Source organism: uncultured Thiocystis sp. (assembly GCF_903866365.1).
Classification (GTDB): Bacteria; Pseudomonadota; Gammaproteobacteria; order Chromatiales; family Chromatiaceae; genus Chromatium.
Window position 1 is genome coordinate 1 of sequence record NZ_CAIPNF010000185.1, and the last position, 15,920, is coordinate 15,920.

Here is a 15,920-nt window from a genome sequence, read left to right on the forward strand (position 1 = left end):
CGCATCGAGGCCACCGAGATCGATGTCGCCACCAAGCTCGCCGGACGGGTGGAGACCATCCTGGTCAACGAGGGCGATTTCGTGCAGGCCGGACAGCCGCTGGCCCGGATGCGGGTCGCCACGCTCGACGCCCAGCGCGACGAGGCGCTGGCGCAGTCCCGCCAGGCCGTCACCGCCGTCGCCAGCGCCCAGGCCCAGGTCGCGGTGCGCCAGAGCGACACCGCCGCCGCGCAGGCATTGGTGGGTCAGCGCGAGAGCGAGCTGGACGCGGCGCAGCGACGTTACGCGCGCTCCGAGACCCTGTCCGAGAAGGGCATGACCACCCGCCAGATCCTCGACGACGACCGCGCCCGCGTGCATGGCGCGCAGGCGACCCTGGCCGGGGCCGAGGCCCAGGTGACCGCGAGCGAGGCGGCGATCACGGCCGCGCGCGCTGGGGTGGTCGGCGCCAATTCCGGCGTCGAGGCGAGCGAGGCGACGGTGGCCCGCGTCGAGGCCGACATCGCGGACAGTCAGCTCCAGTCCCCGCGCGCCGGGCGGGTGCAATACCGCATCGCCCAGCCCGGCGAGGTGCTGGGCGCCGGCGGCAAGGTGCTCAACCTGGTGGATCTCAGCGATGTCTATATGACCTTCTTCCTGCCCGAGCGGGCGGCCGGGCGGGTGGCGTTGGGCAGCGACGTGCGTCTCGTGCTCGATGCGGCGCCGCAATATGTGATTCCGGCGCGGGTGTCCTATGTCGCCAGCACCGCGCAGTTCACGCCCAAGACGGTGGAGACCGCCAGCGAGCGCCAGAAGCTGATGTTCCGCGTCAAGGCGCGGATCGACCCGGAACTGCTGCAACAACACCGTAAACTGGTCAAGACCGGTCTGCCCGGCATGGCCTGGCTCAAGCTCGACGCGGGCGCCGCCTGGCCGGCCAATCTGGTCATCAAGGTGCCGGATTGAGCGCCGGCAGGGTTCCGCCGCCCGTGGTCGATCCACCGGAGCGGGAGGCGCCGGCGCCGGTAGCCAGCCTGACCGACGTGAGTCTGCGCTACGGCAAGGTCGTGGCGCTGGACGCCATCACCCTCGATCTCCCGGCCGGGCGCATGGTCGGACTGCTCGGTCCGGACGGCGTCGGTAAATCCAGCCTGCTGGCACTGCTGTCCGGTGCCCGCGCCATTCAAGAGGGCAGGGTGCGGGCCTTGGGCGGGGACATGGCCAGCGCGCGCCATCGCGGGCGCGTCTGCCCGCGCATCTCCTACATGCCCCAGGGCCTGGGCAAGAATCTCTATCCGACCCTGTCGATCGAGGAGAACCTTCAGTTCTTTGGCCTGCTGTTCGGCCACCCGGCCGCCGAGCGCCGCCGTCGCATCGACGCCCTGACCGCGAGTACCGGCCTGACGTCCTTCCTGTCGCGCCCGGCCGGCAAGCTCTCGGGCGGCATGAAACAGAAGCTCGGACTCTGTTGCGCCCTGATCCACGACCCGGACCTGCTGATTCTCGATGAGCCGACCACCGGCGTCGATCCGCTTGCCCGCTCGCAGTTCTGGGACTTGATCAGAGGGATAAGAGCCGAGCAAACCGGCATGAGCGTGATCGTCGCCACCGCCTACATGGACGAGGCGCAGGGCTTCGACTGGTTGGTCGCCATGGACGCCGGCCGTGTCCTGGCGACCGGTACGCCGGCCGAGCTGCTGGAGCGCACCGGCAGCGAGTCGCTGGACGCGGCCTTCATCGCGCTGCTACCGGAGGACCGTCGGCGCGGTCATCGGGCCGTGACCATCCCGCCGCTCGCCGCCGGAGTCGATGCTGACATCGCGATCGAGGCGACAGACCTCACCATGCGCTTCGGCGATTTCGTCGCGGTCGATCAGGTGAATTTGTCCATCCGTCGCGGCGAAATCTTCGGCTTCATCGGCTCCAACGGCTGCGGCAAGTCCACCACCATGAAGATGCTGACCGGACTGCTGCCGGCCAGCGCGGGCCGCGCCGCGCTGTTCGGGCAGGCGGTCGACCCCAAGGACCTCGCCACGCGCCAGCGCGTGGGCTACATGTCGCAGGCGTTCTCGCTCTACTCGGAGCTGTCGGTCCGGCAGAACCTGGTCCTGCACGCGCGTCTCTTCCAGGTGCCGGAGACCGACATCCCGGCGCGGGTGGAGGAGATGATCCAGCGCTTCGGTCTGGCCGAGGCGGTCGACGCCATGCCCGGCACGCTGCCGCTGGGCATCCGCCAGCGTCTCTCGCTGGCCGTGGCCATGGTGCATCGGCCCGAGCTGCTGATCCTGGACGAGCCCACCTCGGGCGTGGACCCCATCGCGCGCGACCGCCTCTGGCAACTGATGATCGACCTGGCGCGCAACGACCGGGTCACCATCTTCATCTCCACCCATTTCATGAACGAGGCCGGGCGCTGCGACCGCATCTCGCTGATGCACGCCGGGCGCGTGCTGGTCACCGATGCTCCGGCCGAGCTGGTGCGTCAACGCGGCGCGGCGACGCTGGAGGCGGCCTTCATCGGTTATCTGGAAGACGCCGGCGCGCGTGGCGAGGCTGTGGCCCCATCGGTCACAGCAACCCCAGCGGTTCCAGCCGCCGCGCCGCGCGCCCGCCGCGTCCCCTTCAGTCTCGGGCGCGCCTGGAGCTACGCGCGGCGCGAGACGCTGGAGCTAAAGCGCGACCCGATGCGCGCCACCATGGCGCTGCTCGGAACGGCCCTGCTGATGTTCGTCTTCGGCTATGGCATCAGCCTGGACGTGGAGAATCTGAGCTACGCCGTGCTCGATCGCGACCGGACCGGCTTGAGCCAGAATTACGCGCTGAACCTGTCCGGCTCACGCTACTTCGTCGAACGCCCGCCGCTCCTCGATGACCGCGATCTCGACCGGCGGATGCGCGCCGGCCAGCTCGCGCTGGCCATCGAGATCCCGCACGGCTTCGCGCGCGACATCGCGCGCGGTCACAGCGTCCAGATCGGCGCCTGGGTGGACGGCGCCATGCCGGTGCGCGCCGAGACGGTGCGGGGTTACGTGCAGGGCATGCACCAGGGCTGGCTGCTGGAGCAGGCGAAACACCGGCTCGGCCAGGACGCCGCGACCAGCCCGGCCACCATCGCGACGCGCTTTCGCTACAACCCGGATGTCAGGAGCCTGCCGGCGATGGTGCCGGCGGTCATCCCCATGCTGCTGCTGATGATCCCGGCGATGCTGACCGCGCTCGCGGTGGTGCGCGAGAAGGAGCTGGGCTCGATCATCAATCTCTACGTCACCCCGGTCACCCGCAGCGAGTTCCTGCTCGGCAAGCAGCTCCCCTACATCCTGCTGGCGATGCTCAACTTCGCCCTGCTGACGCTGCTGGCGGTCACCGTCTTCGGGGTGCCGGTGAAGGGCAGCCTGCTGGCGCTGACGGCGGGGGCGTTGCTCTTCGTCACCTTCTCGACCGGCTTCGGACTCTTCGCCTCCACCTTCACGCGCAGCCAGATCGCGGCCCTGTTCGTGACCATCATCGGCACCATCATCCCGGCCGTTCAGTTCGCCGGCATGCTCAACCCGGTGTCCTCGCTCGAAGGCGTGGGGCATGTCATCGGCCAGGTCTATCCGGCCGCGCACTTTCTGACCATCACCCGTGGCGTCTTCAACAAGGCGCTGGGCTTCGCCAGTCTCGACGCCGCCTTCTGGCCGCTCGCGCTGGCGGTGCCGGTGATCCTGACCCTGTCGATCCTGCTGTTGAAGAAGCAGGAGCGCTGAGCATGCCGCATCTCGCCAACCTCTATCGCCTGGGCATCAAGGAGCTTTGGAGCCTGGCGCGCGACCCCATGATGCTCGTCCTCATCGCCTACACCTTCACGGTGTCCATCTATGTGGCGGCCACGGCGATGCCGGAGACCCTGCACAAGGCGCCGATCGCCATCGTCGACGAGGACGCCTCGCCGCTGTCGGCGCGCATCGCCAGCGCCTTCTATCCGCCGCGCTTCGATCCGCCGGCGATGATCGCCCTCTCGGAGATCGACGCCGGCCTGGATGCCGGGACCTATACCTTCGTGCTGGACATCCCGCCGGACTTCCAGCGCGACGTGCTGGCCGGGCGCGCGCCCGCCATCCAGCTCAATGTCGACGCCACGCGCATGAGCCAGGCGTTCACCGGCAGCAGCTTTGTCCAGCAGATGGTGCTGGACGAGGTCGGCGAATTCGTCCAGCGCTACCGCGGCAGCGCCCCCTTGCCGGTGGAGCTGGCCCTGCGCACCCGTTTCAATCCCAACCTGGAGCAGTCCTGGTTCGGCGCCCTGATGGAGATCATCAACAACGTCACGATGCTGTCGATCATCCTGACCGGCGCGGCGCTGATCCGCGAGCGCGAGCACGGCACCATCGAGCACCTGCTGGCGATGCCGGTGACGCCCGCCGAGATCATGCTGGCCAAGGTCTGGTCGATGGGTCTGGTGGTGCTGGTTGCCGCCGGCGTGGCGCTGGTGTTCGTCGTGCAGGGCGTGCTGCGCATCCCGATCGAGGGCTCGCTCGCGCTCTTCCTGGTCGCCGCCGCGCTGCATCTCTTCGCCACCACCTCGCTCGGCATCTTCATGGCCACCCTGGCGCGCTCCATGCCGCAGTTCGGGATGCTCGCCGTGCTCATCCTGCTGCCGCTGCAACTGCTCTCGGGCAATTCGACCCCGCGCGAGAGCATGCCGGAACTGGTGCAGACCCTGATGCTGGCCGCGCCGACCACGCACTTCGTCACGGCTGCCCAGGCAATCCTGTATCGTGGCGCGGGTATTGCGGTGGTCTGGCCGCCGTTCCTTGCGCTCGCCGCGATCGGCGCGGTGTTTTTCGCCATCGCGCTCAGTCGCTTTCGCCGGACCATTAGCGCGATGGCCTGAGTCCACGTCTTAACACGCAACCATGACTGATGCGATCCCTATGAACACCGAAGCGAAACCGACGCAACGGACCAACCGCGAACCGCTCACCGGGCTGCCCGGTCGGGCGCTGATCCGCGATCGGCTCGCCAACGCCTTGCAGCGTTCGCGGCGCAATGGCTTGAGCCTGGTGGTGCTGTTCGTCGATCTCGACGGCTTCAATCGGATGCACGACAGTCAGGATCCAGGCACTGGCGACCGTCTGCTCAAGACCGTCGCCGAACGGCTGACCGAACAGATCCGGCCGGGGGACACCGTGGCGCATCTCGCCAGAGACGAGTTCCTCATCCTCTGCGAACAGATCGAACAACCGGCCACGCTGTCCGCCCTGGCCGATCGGCTCAACGAGGCGCTGCGTCAGCCATTCGAGTGCGACGGGCGGCGACTGATCGTGACGGCCAGCATCGGGCTCGCCATCGGCAACGGCAGTACCCATTCCGCCGACGAGCTATTGAGCCATGCCGAGACGGTGATGTCGGCGGTGAAGGACGAGGGCGGCGACGGCTGGGAGTTTTTCAGTCCCGGCCAGCGCGACCAGGACCAGCAGCGCCTCGCCATCGTCAATGGTCTGCGCACGGCGATCGTGCGCAACGAGCTGTCGACTCGCTTTCAGCCCATCGTCGTCGCCGAGAGCGGGCGCATCGTCGGCGCGGAACTGCTGCTGCGCTGGAATCCACCCGAAGGCGAGATCCCGCCTGCGGTTTTTATTCCGATTGCCGAGATGACCGGCGCCATCGTGCCCATCGGCGCCTGGGTCTTCCGTCAGGCGTGCCTGGCCGAGGCCAACTGGCGGCGGCGCTGGGGCACCGAGGCGCCCTATGTGTCGGTGAATGTCTCGCCGCGACAGTTGAGCAAGGACTCGCTGGTCGAGGAGTTTGCCGCCATCCTGCGCGAGACGGGGGCCGACCCGGCGCGCCTGCTGCTGGAAATCACCGAGACCGCGCTGATGGCGGATGTCGAACTCAATCTGCGGATCCTGCGCCGCTTGACCGAGCTGGGTCTGCGGGTGGCGGTGGACGATTTCGGCACCGGCTATTCCTCGCTGGCGCAATTGACGCGCCTGCCGGTCGCGGTCCTGAAGATCGACCGGGCCTTCGTCGATGGCCTCGACAAGCGTCCGGAGAACCGCGCGGTCATCCGCGCCGTGATCGGGCTCGGTCGCGCCCTCGGGCTAAAGCTGGTCGCGGAAGGGGTCGAGACCGACGCCCAGCGGCTCGAACTCTGCGCCGATGGCTGCGAGTTCGCCCAAGGCTATTATTTTCACCGCCCGCTCGAAGCGCCGGTGTTCATCGACACCCTGGAGCGCGAGCTTCGGGGCGGCGCGCCTGACGCGGCGGCGTCACTCTACTTTCTGATCTATGTCAGCCAGGCGACGCCGCCGATGACCGGGGCGACGCTCGACACCCTGCGGGAACAATCCAGGACCTTCAATCGCTCGACCGGCCTGACCGGCTGCCTGCTCTATCAGGACGGCCTGTTCATGCAGATGCTCGAAGGCCAGCGGGAGGTCGTGTCCGCCCTGATGGACAAGGTCATGACCGACCCGCGTCACCGCGACGTGCGCATCGTCATGGAGGGTCCGGCGCGACGGCGCGTCTTCCTGGATTGGGGCATGGCGGTGCGCGATCTGACACCCGGCCCGAACGAACCGGATTTCACGCCCTGGCCGGGTCGCCGCTTGAGTTTCCGCGATCTGGCCGAGGATGCGCGAACCTGCTACGTCTATCTCACCGCCTTCGCGGGCTGCGGCATGTCGGAGGGAATCAGGGCCTGACGTCAATCGCCCGCTGCCAGCAGCGCGGCGAGCCTGGCCAATGCCTCGGACACGATGCGCCCCTGCGCCTCGATCTGGCCGATGATCTGTTGCGGGGCGCGGGTATCCTCATCGACCACCGCTGTCGGGTTGACGGCCTTCAAATCGAACACGGCCGCATCGATGTCGGCCGCCCTGGTTTCCAACTCGCGGGCGGCTTTGTCTCGTTCCAGAATCCGCGTCGTCAGCGCCGACAGATCGGCATCGCTGGCCTTGTCTTTCTTCAGACGCTTGAGCCGCTCCTTCAAATCCACCACGGTCGCTTTGATATTCGAGGCATCATCAAGCAGGGGCTGCATCTCGGCGCGGGCCTTGGCGCGCCGCGCGGCAAAATCCACCGTCCACGAGTAGCGGCTGTCGCCCTCGGGCTTGCCGCGCGCTTGCAGCAGGCTGGCATAGCTGGGGAACGGCTGGCCCGCGTTGGCCTCGTCGGCCTGCCAGTCGGCGGTGAGGATGGCGGGCAAGTGCGCGTCGGCCAGCACCGCGCCGTCCGCGTCAAAACCGAAGTGCGCCAGCGTCAGCGGGGTTTTCTTGCCGACCTTCACGGATGAGAGGTCGTAGTACCAGATCTTCGCGGTCTTCCGGCCCTTGGTGAAGAACAGCAGATTGGTTTTCACGCCCGCGCCCGCCGTCGAGAACACGCCACCGGGCAGGCTGAGGATGGCCCACAGATCGCACTCGTCCACCAGCTTGCGCTTGGTCTCGACAAAGGCGCTCTCGTTGGTGCGGAACAGCAAGCCCTCGTCCAGCACGATGGCGCAGGTGCCCTCGGGCGCCAGCTCGCCCAGGATGTCCTGCACGAACAGCACCTGGGTGGCACTGGTTTCATAGGCGAAATTTTTCTGCGCGTCGCGGCCTTCCTTGCCGCCGAAGGGCGGGTTGGTGAGGATCACATCGAAGGTCTTGGGCGCCTGATCGAACAGCGCCGCATAGGTGGCGCGGCGGGTCAGCGCGTTGCCATGCCAGAGATTGGGCTGGTCGATGCCGTGCAGTACCAGATTGGCCAGCGCGATCGGGAACACCAGATTCTCCTTTTCGCGGCCGAAAAAGGTGTCGTGCTTGAGGGTGTCGAGGTCGGTACTGGTGACGCTTGGACCCAACTGGCGGGCGATATGCTCATAGGCGATCGCGAGAAAACCGCCGGTGCCGCAGCAGGGGTCATACACCGTCTGCCCCAGTCGCGGATTGACCGTATGCACCATGGCGCGGATCACCTCGCGCGGGGTGAAAAACTGGCCGCCATCGGAGTTCTTCTCGCCCATCTTCAACAACAGGTCTTCATACACCTGCGACAGGGTGAAGAAATGCCGGTCGTCCACATGGTCGATGTGGATCTGGTGCACCTTGTCCAGGATGTCGCGCAGATTGGCCTCGCTATCGACGCGCACCCTGTCCACCGCCGTCATGGTGCGGCCCATGATGCGCTGCTTGCGGCTGGCCGCCGGGTTGGGCAGGCCGGTGCGGGTGTCGATGTCCAGGCTGTGCAGATGCGGCAGCAGTTCCTGGTTGATGAATTCGAATAGCTTGCCGTCGCCCGCCGCGAACAGTTCCTGCCGCTTCCAGCCGAAGGGCTTGGCCGGGTTGTTGTGATCGGGGGCGGTTTGCGGGTGCTCGGGCTTGTCGGAATAGGGGGCCGCCCAGTCCTGCCACCGATAAGGGCTGCGCAGCGCGGGCGAGAAATTCGCGCCCACGGCTTCGGCCCTTTCCCGCGCCCTGGCTTCCTGGGCGTCCAGAATGCGCAGAAACAGAATCCAGGTCAGCTCCGGCACATACTGCAAGGCGCTGGCGCAGTTGGAGCGGCGCATCACATCGCAGATGCTTTTGACGAAGGCGGAGAGCGATTGGGTCGAGGCGATGGTTTTGGGCGCGGCGTTTTTGCGTGGCGATCTGGTAGACGTGGTCGTGGTTGGGATACTCATCAGCTATTTCGTCTTGGCGAGCGTGGACAACGGTAAGAACAGGCACAGAGGGTCGTCGAGCGTCGGCGTGAAACCGAGTCGCTGATAGAAGGTGGCGGCCCCCTCATCCTTGGCATCCACGACGACGGCGTATAAACCAACATGCGCCGAAAATTCCAACGCAAGACGCAAGGCAAACGCCAGCAGATCCTGACCATGGCCTTTTCCCTGCTCACGCCTATCCACGGCCAAACGCCCGATACGCAGAATCGGCGCGGGGTAGCGAGGCAGTTTCAGGTTGGCAGGCAGACTCTGGGTGGCGACCTGCCCCACACTGAGCGTTACGAATCCGATCACACTGAGTCCATCATCGGCCAGCACGACATAGGTCTTGCCAAAACCGCGGCGTTGTTGCTGTCCGGCCTGCCGTTGCAAAAAGTCGTTCAGTGTCGGGTGGCCGCAATCGAAACTGTCACGCCGATGCTGGCGATCCAGCAACTGGATAGGTGGCGCCATTCAGTTTCGCGCCATCAACGCACGCAAGGCTTCGGTAGGCTCCTTGGCGGCTTCGCATTCGGCCACGAAGTCGGCGAATGCCTGTTGAGAAAGCAACAGTGTGTCGTGATCGGCGACCACTTGCCGAGCCGCTTCGTAGGCCGTGTGCATCTCGGACATCTCGGGCGTCGCGCCACCCAGTGCGGCGAGCCGCTGTGCGGCTTGCACGCGGATGAAGGTACGGATGGCCTCGCGGAACAGCTCGGCCTTGTCCATGTCGGGGTCGGCAAGTTCGAGCGCCTGTTGATACAAGGTGTCATCGATTGTGACGGTGGTCCGCATGGCGAAAGCTCCTGATGTTGGCGTCGATCATGATGACATATTGCATCAATGCAGGCATCGAATCAGCGACGGATGGATGCAGACTTGCGCGTTTGCAGGCTGCCGATGCGGGCGTGTCCAGTGGAGTGAGTCGCGTGCTTGTTGACGACTGAATGCAGCACTACATTTGGGCTTTGGCAAACGGGAGGGGTGATGAAAGATTCGTTGTTGGAATGCAATGTGTGGTTGCGCGATCCAAAGCGGCGCGAAGCCGCCATGCGCCTGAGCGCGGCGAGTTCATCCGCCATCGAAGGTATTTTCAAACTTTTCAGAAACATGGACGCGGAAACCGACAAGCGACCGTGCAGTTCACGGAAGTCTGCGGATGAAGAGCGATGCGATGGCCCGAAATGACTCACAGCCCACTTCCGCACTGCGATCTGCGCCTCGGATTCCACCTGCTGCATCTCGCGCACACGGACGACACCGAGCCGATTGCGCAGCACCCGCTTTCGCGATCCAGGCTCGAACTCCGCTTCGACGCCATGGGCGCTGTAACGGCCTTCGGTCATGCGCAGGGATCGAAGGCTTGGGCGAGAATACGGTTCGGAAGGCAATTGATGTCTTCTAGCGCTGCCTTGCTCGCGGCTTCCAATGCGTCGATTTCTGTCATTGCGGCCTGGATACGCGCCACGATTTCTTGTTGCGCGGCTTTGCCGGGGACGGGCACATCCAGCGCCTTCAGCAGTGCGCCATTCAGGTTGGCCTGATTACCGCCCCGGTCTTCCGACAGATCGCGCAAATCCTGATACGACGACTTCAGCCAGAGGTAGAGAAAGTCCGGTTCCCAGGTGTCATTGGGCAGAACAGCGAAGCAAGCCTGATTGGTGGTGGCTGGAATTTCCAGAATGGCCGATTGCCCGCGTGTTTTACCCTGGCCATACATCGCGATGAGAATGGTCTTGGGCGGCAACAGTGAGAGCGAGCATTCCGCCAGCGCCGTTTTTGAAATGGCTTCTTCGGTGGCGGTGATCGGCGCGAATGCGACTTCGCCGGTTTTTACCCATGCGATTTCAGCCGGTTGCCAATACCGCTTGTTGCCCCGCGAGGGCGTCGATCCGCTGGTGGTCACGGCGTACTCACCCAGTTTCTTCTTCGGCGCGGCATCCAGTTCCGCGAAGAATTCCTTGAGCAAGCGACTGCGCAGCAAACGGCTATCACTCAACTGCACCCGCGCCGCCTGCCGGGCCGTTTCCACTTCAGCCAGTTGGGCTTTCAGGCGGGCGGCAATTTGGCGTTGCTCTTCTGGCGGGGGGACCGGAATATCCAGATCCTCCAAGAAAGATGCAGGCACACGCTGCTGACCAACCGTCCCGGTGAATGTCTTTAGGGCTGTGTCCAGGGTTTGCTTACGACGCAAGAAGTAATGAATCCACTCAGGGACGATTTCTTCTGAAGCGCGAACGACATGAAACTCTGTGGAACCGAAGCCGAAACCATCAATCAGGCCATCAACCACTGCGTGCTTGCCGTTCTGCATGCACGGCGTGATTTTGGCGAAGATTACATCTCCATTCTCGAAGTAGGTGTAGCCTTTCTTGACCTTTGAAAACGGCTGCGTGATCGTCTGAATGACTTCACCAAGAAGTTCATCGACAGCCTCCATCGGCACAAAGGATGTCAATTCTGCATCGGCCCTTTCAAGAGACGGACGCCTGGGATTGACAAGCGCCACATCAGACAGTTTTTTTTGCGGCCAACTCATACCCCAAACAACCTCCCCTTCGCCTCGTGTATCACCCGCGCCGGCGCACCCAACCCCCGCAAGGCGTCCAGCCCGCCGGCCTGCCGGATCTCGGGCACCTCCCACAGCGCCGGGGTTTCCAGCGCCTCGGTGCCGCCCTGGGCGAACTGATGGCCGAGCCCTTTCAGCACGATGGCGGCCTTGTCGTCCATGCCGTTGAACCAGCTCTGGTTGTGGTCGATGAAGAGCGCGCCGCGTTCGGGGCGCTTCAAGGCGCGGGCGTGGTAGCCGTGATGGCCGAAGAAGTCGTAGAGGTCGAAGTCGTTCATCCGGTCGATTTCGCGGATCGCTTCCGGGCTGAAATTGTCGCCCAACAGGTGGTCGATGAGTTGGCGGCGCTTTTGCGTTTCGATCCAGAGGGCTCGGAAGTCGTCGAGGTTCTGGGCCTCGGACAGCACGCGCTGAATCACTTCGCGGCGGTATTCGTCCACCGGGATGCGCGCGTCTCTTCCGTCGCGCAGGCCGAGAATGAAGCGTCCGTCGCCCGATACTGAGACATAGGGTCCGCGCATCTCGCCCACCGCCGGGCCGTCTCCGCCGACCCCACCGCCGTCGCCGTCGCCATCGTCTCCACCGCCCTTGCCGCCCCCACCATGGCGCGGCGGTTTGGTGATCAGGTCGGTGCCGAACAGGCTGGTGACATCGGTGTAGTCATAGAGCCAGAACTTGTACTTCTGCGTCTCTTCATGGATGCGCGTGCCGCGCCCGACCATCTGGTAGAACTTGATGGGCGATTGCAGGTAGCGGAAGAACACCACGGCGTTCAGGCGCTCGATGTCGACGCCGGCTTCCAGCAGGTCCACCGTGCAGGCGATGAAGGCGCGCTCGCCAGAGCCGCGCATCGGTTCGATCAGATCCGCGCCCTTGTTCGGTCCGCCCATGCATTTGAAGGCGTAATGGTCCTTCGGCGTTTGGCCCTGTTTCTGGCACCAGCGGGTGTAGAGGTTGTTCAGGTGCTGGGCGACGCGGTCGGCGTGGATCTCGCGGGTGCAGAAGATGATGACCTTCTGTTCCGGCCCGCCGTTCTGGCACAACAACTGGAACAGGTCTTCACACATTTTGGGGGTGCGCAGTTCGATGAATAACTCGTCGTCGAAGTCCTTGCCGGTGTATTGGGCCTTGGTCAGGTCGGCTTCGGTCAGCGGTTTGCCGGTCTTGATGTCGCGCACGCCGGCCTTGAGGATCTCGGCCCTGGTGAAGGTGGCGCTGTCGATGCTGGCCTTGCGCTTGACGATTTCGCAGGCGGCCAGATAGCCGTCTTCCTGGGCCTGGATCAGGGTGTATTCGTAGACCGGCTCGCCAAAGTATTGGCGAGTGTTGGCGGTGATTTCCCGATCTTCGGCGGGGGCGTTTTTGGCTTCGTGCAGTTGGCGCGGGGTGGCGGTGAGGCCGATGTGAATGGCGTCGGGGTTGCGCCTGAGCACCTCCGACCAGCGCCCCCAGGCGGAGCGATGGCATTCGTCGATGATGATGACACTGAAGGCGTTGTCGCCGTAATGCTCGGACAGGAAGCTGGCAAAACCGTCGTCGTCATCCAGCCCGAGCGTCTGATAGGTGGCAATGTGGATCCGGGCATTCCGCGCGGCATTGTCGCCGCGTTCGGTTCCGACGATGCGGGCGTTGTCGCCGAAAGCGGCCTTGAGCTTGGTGTACGCCTGCTCGCGCAACTCGTCGCGGTCGCAGAGAAACAGCGCGGGTTTGGGTAGCCGGCCCGCCTGGCTCATGCGCCACAGCAGATTGGTGGCGATGATGGTCTTGCCCGCGCCGGTGGCGAGCGCCAGCAGGACGCGGGCGGATTCGTTGTGCTGCTGGCAGAGGATGATTTTTGTAAAGGCCGCGCGGATGGCGGCGTCCTGATAATAGCGACTGAGCGCCCAGGCCGGGCTGTCGGCCTGAAAGAGGATGGCGGCCTCCGGCTGGGTGAGGTCGATGCCGGAGTCTTTGGCGTAGCGCGCCAACAGCCTGTCATGCGGCGGAAAGTCGGAAAACGGAAACGGCCCGACTTGCAGGCGGGTGACGCAATCGAACTCGCCATAGCGATGACCATTGGTGGCGAAGACATAGTTCACGTCGAAACGCTCGCCATCGGCATAGCCCTTGGCCTGCTGCATGCCCGCGAGCGGGTCTTCGCTTTCTCTCTTGGCCTCCAGCACGGCGATGGGCAGCGGCTTGGGCATCACGCGGATTTGGACACAGAGCAGGTAGTCGGTGCGCCCCGGCCCCTTGCGGCGGCGGCCCTTGGCCCCAGTGGGTTCGACGGGGGACGGCGTCAGAATGGTTTCAAGCGTGATGTGCGCGCGGCTGACATAGCCTTTGGCGCGCAGCAGAGGGTCGATCAGGTGGTAGCGGGTCTCCGCCTCGTTCATGCTCATTGCGTCCTCCCTTGTTCCGCGTCCTGATGAGGCGATCAACCATGGTGTTCGACGTACTCGCGCAGCGCCTCATTGATGCGCGTCTGGTATTTGTCTCCCCGAGTCTTGAACCAGGCCAGCACGTCGGCTTTTCCTGGAATCGCCGAGTTGCACTCGGCTCTTTAGCCGCCGACTGCGCGAGCTCAATGTGGCGCCAGGAACTGGAACGCCTCGGCCTTCCTGAAGTTGGCCGTCTGGTCCCCACCCAGGCCGGGATCGACATGGAGGGCGAGCTTACGAACGCCCGAGCCGGCCGTGAAGTCGATCTGGTTGAGCCGGACCCAGATCAGACTGGGGCTCAAGGTGTCCTCGAAAAAATACACCTTGTTCTTCTGATCCGCGACCGTGCGCCAGATGGTGGATGAAAGGTTGGGTTGGCCCGCCTTGCTGATCCCACGCGGGACGCTGACGTTCCGCATCACGCTGAAGACGGCGGCGACCGCCTCGCGCGGGTCGGCGGATTGTTGGGTGGCATTGATGTAGAAGCTGGCGCGGGCGAAGCGGTCGGCGGCGCGATTGGTGCCCGGCAGCATGACGGTGCCGCCGATCTGCTGCCAGTAGGCGTTCAGGGCGAGTTGGTGGTCGTAGGTGGGCGAGTTGGTCATCACCTGGTACTGGCGACCGTGATGGATGACGAGTTTGCCGCCGATGTACTCGAAAATGGCCGAGTCGCCCGAGGCGTCGGAAATGGACAGGTGAATCCTGCCCTCGACGCCGTTGGGCGCTACGACGACGACGGGTCGGAAAGCCTCCTGGCGCATCTCGGCGACGGTCTCCTCGACGGTGGCGAAGTTGTCGAGGACGTACTGCGTCCACGCGGCGATGGAGATCTGCGGCCGGGTGTCGCCCTGGTCGCTGGGATATTCACTCTCGACCAGGAACAGCAGGTTCGCCACGAGCCCCTGCTCGTTCATGCCGTCGGCCGTGCCCGCTTCGTAGACTGAAGCGATCACGCTGCCGTACTGGCTGGTCCATCTGAAACCCTGGTCGCCCATCCCGCCATCGCGGGTCATCCCGCGCGGGAAGATCCAGAGGTTCGTCTGCATGTCCTCAAGCCAGTCCATGCTCCTGCCGGTGACGGTCTGGCCCGCCTGGCCGAAGTAAACCGCGCGGCTACAGGCGGACGCGGGAGGAATCTGCGACATTGCACAGGATGCGCCGAGCAACGCGATCCATGCGGATCTCCGCAACACCTTGTTGATCATGCCTTATTCCCCATGGTGGTCAGTTGACGGTCGATTTCTTTCTGGTCAAGGTTCCAACACCGATGACGGTATCGGTCTCGGAGACATGCCGATAGATCACATTGATTCTGTCATCGTCGACGATGTCTCCATCCACGAAACCGTCCTCATCGGCAATGGGTGTGATCAGACACACGAGAGCGAGCAGCGCTGACACAAGCCACGTAGACCGCGCCTATTGTTTCACCATGTCACGGCACGCCGCGAGCCGGAAGGCCGGACTGGCCTGGGTGTAGCACAGTTCCAGCGTGTCGCCCAACAGGGTTCCGGTGTAAGTGCCGTCTTCGTCGGCCATCAGCAGCGTCCCATCACGGCGGATCACACCCACCACATCCTCGCACTTGTACTGGCTACACCACTGCGCATGGAACGAGCGGTTCTCCTGCTTTTCAACGGTCAGCGTCAGGATCAGCTCCGACTCGGCCACATAGCGGTCGCCCACATGGGCGCCGTGAGGGGTGGTGCCCGCTTTGGCACCGTGCCGACTTCCCTCGACCTCGACCCACTTTCCCACGAGATTCCCATCAGCCAGCGCGGAACCGCTGATGAGCAAGATGCCGACGATGAGTGTGAAGTTGAATTTTTTCATTGGTCTGCGCCTCTGGTGAGCCTCGCGAAACGGATCGCGGGGCGGTGAACGATTGAGCGATCTGTTGCCATCGGTGATGGTGCCAAGGTTATCAGCGTCGCACACCGACTTGCGCCTAAGTATGACCCAAAACTTGCCTGCGCCTAAACGCTTCCGCAACCCTATGTTCTGTAACGCACAGACCGGCGGGCGGAAAGGGTGTCTGCTCGCGGTTTCCGGACATGCGATGTCCGGCATCCGTTCGCCACCGCCTCGATGGGCTGCTTCATGGCCAGGCGGCATCAACCAGGCACCGTCCCTTCAGGAATCCGCACATGACCACGGCGACCCAACCCCTCGATCCCGAACAGCTCCGCAAACTCGACGCCTGGTGGCGCGCGGCGAACTATCTCTCGGTCGGACAGATCTATCTCTACGACAATCCGCTGCTGAAAGAGCCGCTTGCGCTCGCCCA

At 64.4% G+C, this 15,920-nt stretch carries 15 protein-coding genes; 5 read left to right on the forward strand and 10 right to left on the reverse strand.

All coding sequences use genetic code 11. The features are described from left to right. The 4 genes from QZY07_RS10465 to QZY07_RS10480 form a co-directional block, all read left to right on the forward strand. A partial coding sequence (locus QZY07_RS10465) for an HlyD family efflux transporter periplasmic adaptor subunit (protein WP_295402227.1) occupies positions 1-945 on the forward strand: 945 nt, incomplete at its 5' end. Between the two features lie 23 nt (positions 946-968). After that, complete coding sequence (gene rbbA / locus QZY07_RS10470; RefSeq protein WP_295402250.1) at positions 969-3,725, forward strand: ribosome-associated ATPase/putative transporter RbbA; 2,757 nt, start codon at positions 969-971, stop codon at positions 3,723-3,725. After that, positions 3,722-4,852: an ABC transporter permease gene (locus QZY07_RS10475; RefSeq protein ID WP_363184056.1), complete on the forward strand. Its 1,131-nt coding sequence runs from the start codon at positions 3,722-3,724 to the stop codon at positions 4,850-4,852. The genes rbbA and QZY07_RS10475 overlap by 4 nt, the downstream gene beginning before the upstream one ends. A gap of 40 nt (positions 4,853-4,892) precedes the next feature. Beyond that, on the forward strand, positions 4,893-6,665 hold the full coding sequence (locus QZY07_RS10480; RefSeq protein WP_295402230.1) for an EAL domain-containing protein: 1,773 nt from the start codon (positions 4,893-4,895) through the stop codon (positions 6,663-6,665). A 2-nt stretch (positions 6,666-6,667) separates the two neighbouring features. Here QZY07_RS10480 and QZY07_RS10485 read toward each other — a convergent pair whose 3' ends face one another. From QZY07_RS10485 to QZY07_RS10525, 10 genes are all read right to left on the reverse strand, one after another. Continuing rightward, positions 6,668-8,623, reverse strand: coding sequence for a type I restriction-modification system subunit M (locus QZY07_RS10485; protein WP_295402232.1), 1,956 nt, complete (start codon positions 8,621-8,623; stop codon positions 6,668-6,670). 3 nt (positions 8,624-8,626) lie between these two features. Continuing rightward, positions 8,627-9,118, reverse strand: a complete 492-nt coding sequence (locus QZY07_RS10490; RefSeq protein ID WP_295402234.1) for a GNAT family N-acetyltransferase — start codon at positions 9,116-9,118, stop codon at positions 8,627-8,629. Beyond that, positions 9,119-9,439 (reverse strand): DUF1778 domain-containing protein, encoded by a 321-nt coding sequence (locus tag QZY07_RS10495; RefSeq protein WP_295402236.1) that lies wholly within the window; start codon positions 9,437-9,439, stop codon positions 9,119-9,121. A 62-nt stretch (positions 9,440-9,501) separates the two neighbouring features. After that, a complete protein-coding gene (locus QZY07_RS10500; protein ID WP_295402238.1) occupies positions 9,502-9,990 on the reverse strand; it encodes a hypothetical protein in 489 nt (162 codons plus the stop codon). Then, on the reverse strand, positions 9,987-11,183 hold the full coding sequence (locus QZY07_RS10505; protein WP_295402240.1) for a restriction endonuclease subunit S: 1,197 nt from the start codon (positions 11,181-11,183) through the stop codon (positions 9,987-9,989). Before QZY07_RS10505 ends, QZY07_RS10500 begins: the two co-directional genes overlap by 4 nt. Further along, positions 11,180-13,594: a DEAD/DEAH box helicase family protein gene (locus QZY07_RS10510; protein WP_295402242.1), complete on the reverse strand. Its 2,415-nt coding sequence runs from the start codon at positions 13,592-13,594 to the stop codon at positions 11,180-11,182. Before QZY07_RS10510 ends, QZY07_RS10505 begins: the two co-directional genes overlap by 4 nt. A 35-nt stretch (positions 13,595-13,629) precedes the next feature. Next, positions 13,630-13,716 (reverse strand): BrnA antitoxin family protein, encoded by an 87-nt coding sequence (locus QZY07_RS27390; protein WP_363184057.1) that lies wholly within the window; start codon positions 13,714-13,716, stop codon positions 13,630-13,632. A gap of 60 nt (positions 13,717-13,776) precedes the next feature. Next, entirely contained in the window at positions 13,777-14,778 is a 1,002-nt protein-coding gene (locus QZY07_RS10515) for a linear amide C-N hydrolase (RefSeq protein WP_295402244.1), read from the reverse strand. 79 nt (positions 14,779-14,857) lie between these two features. Further along, positions 14,858-15,013, reverse strand: coding sequence for a hypothetical protein (locus QZY07_RS10520; RefSeq protein WP_295402246.1), 156 nt, complete (start codon positions 15,011-15,013; stop codon positions 14,858-14,860). A gap of 39 nt (positions 15,014-15,052) precedes the next feature. Then, positions 15,053-15,466: a hypothetical protein gene (locus QZY07_RS10525; RefSeq protein ID WP_295402247.1), complete on the reverse strand. Its 414-nt coding sequence runs from the start codon at positions 15,464-15,466 to the stop codon at positions 15,053-15,055. A 314-nt stretch (positions 15,467-15,780) separates the two neighbouring features. On the opposite strand from QZY07_RS10525, the gene QZY07_RS10530 reads away from it, so the two are divergent. Continuing rightward, the coding region (locus QZY07_RS10530; RefSeq protein ID WP_295402252.1) for a hypothetical protein at positions 15,781-15,920 on the forward strand (140 nt) is incomplete at its 3' end.

What these genes read in the sequence shown, in the direction of transcription:
- QZY07_RS10480 (WP_295402230.1), top strand. Translation starts at nt 4,893, where the DNA reads ATGAACACCGAAGCGAAACCGACGCAACGGACCAACCGCGAACCGCTC.
- QZY07_RS10485 (WP_295402232.1), bottom strand. Translation starts at nt 8,623, where the DNA reads ATGAGTATCCCAACCACGACCACGTCTACCAGATCGCCACGCAAAAAC.
- QZY07_RS10490 (WP_295402234.1), bottom strand. Translation starts at nt 9,118, where the DNA reads ATGGCGCCACCTATCCAGTTGCTGGATCGCCAGCATCGGCGTGACAGT.
- QZY07_RS10495 (WP_295402236.1), bottom strand. Translation starts at nt 9,439, where the DNA reads ATGCGGACCACCGTCACAATCGATGACACCTTGTATCAACAGGCGCTC.
- QZY07_RS10500 (WP_295402238.1), bottom strand. Translation starts at nt 9,990, where the DNA reads ATGACCGAAGGCCGTTACAGCGCCCATGGCGTCGAAGCGGAGTTCGAG.
- QZY07_RS10505 (WP_295402240.1), bottom strand. Translation starts at nt 11,183, where the DNA reads ATGAGTTGGCCGCAAAAAAAACTGTCTGATGTGGCGCTTGTCAATCCC.
- QZY07_RS10510 (WP_295402242.1), bottom strand. Translation starts at nt 13,594, where the DNA reads ATGAGCATGAACGAGGCGGAGACCCGCTACCACCTGATCGACCCTCTG.
- QZY07_RS10515 (WP_295402244.1), bottom strand. Translation starts at nt 14,778, where the DNA reads ATGTCGCAGATTCCTCCCGCGTCCGCCTGTAGCCGCGCGGTTTACTTC.
- QZY07_RS10525 (WP_295402247.1), bottom strand. Translation starts at nt 15,466, where the DNA reads ATGAAAAAATTCAACTTCACACTCATCGTCGGCATCTTGCTCATCAGC.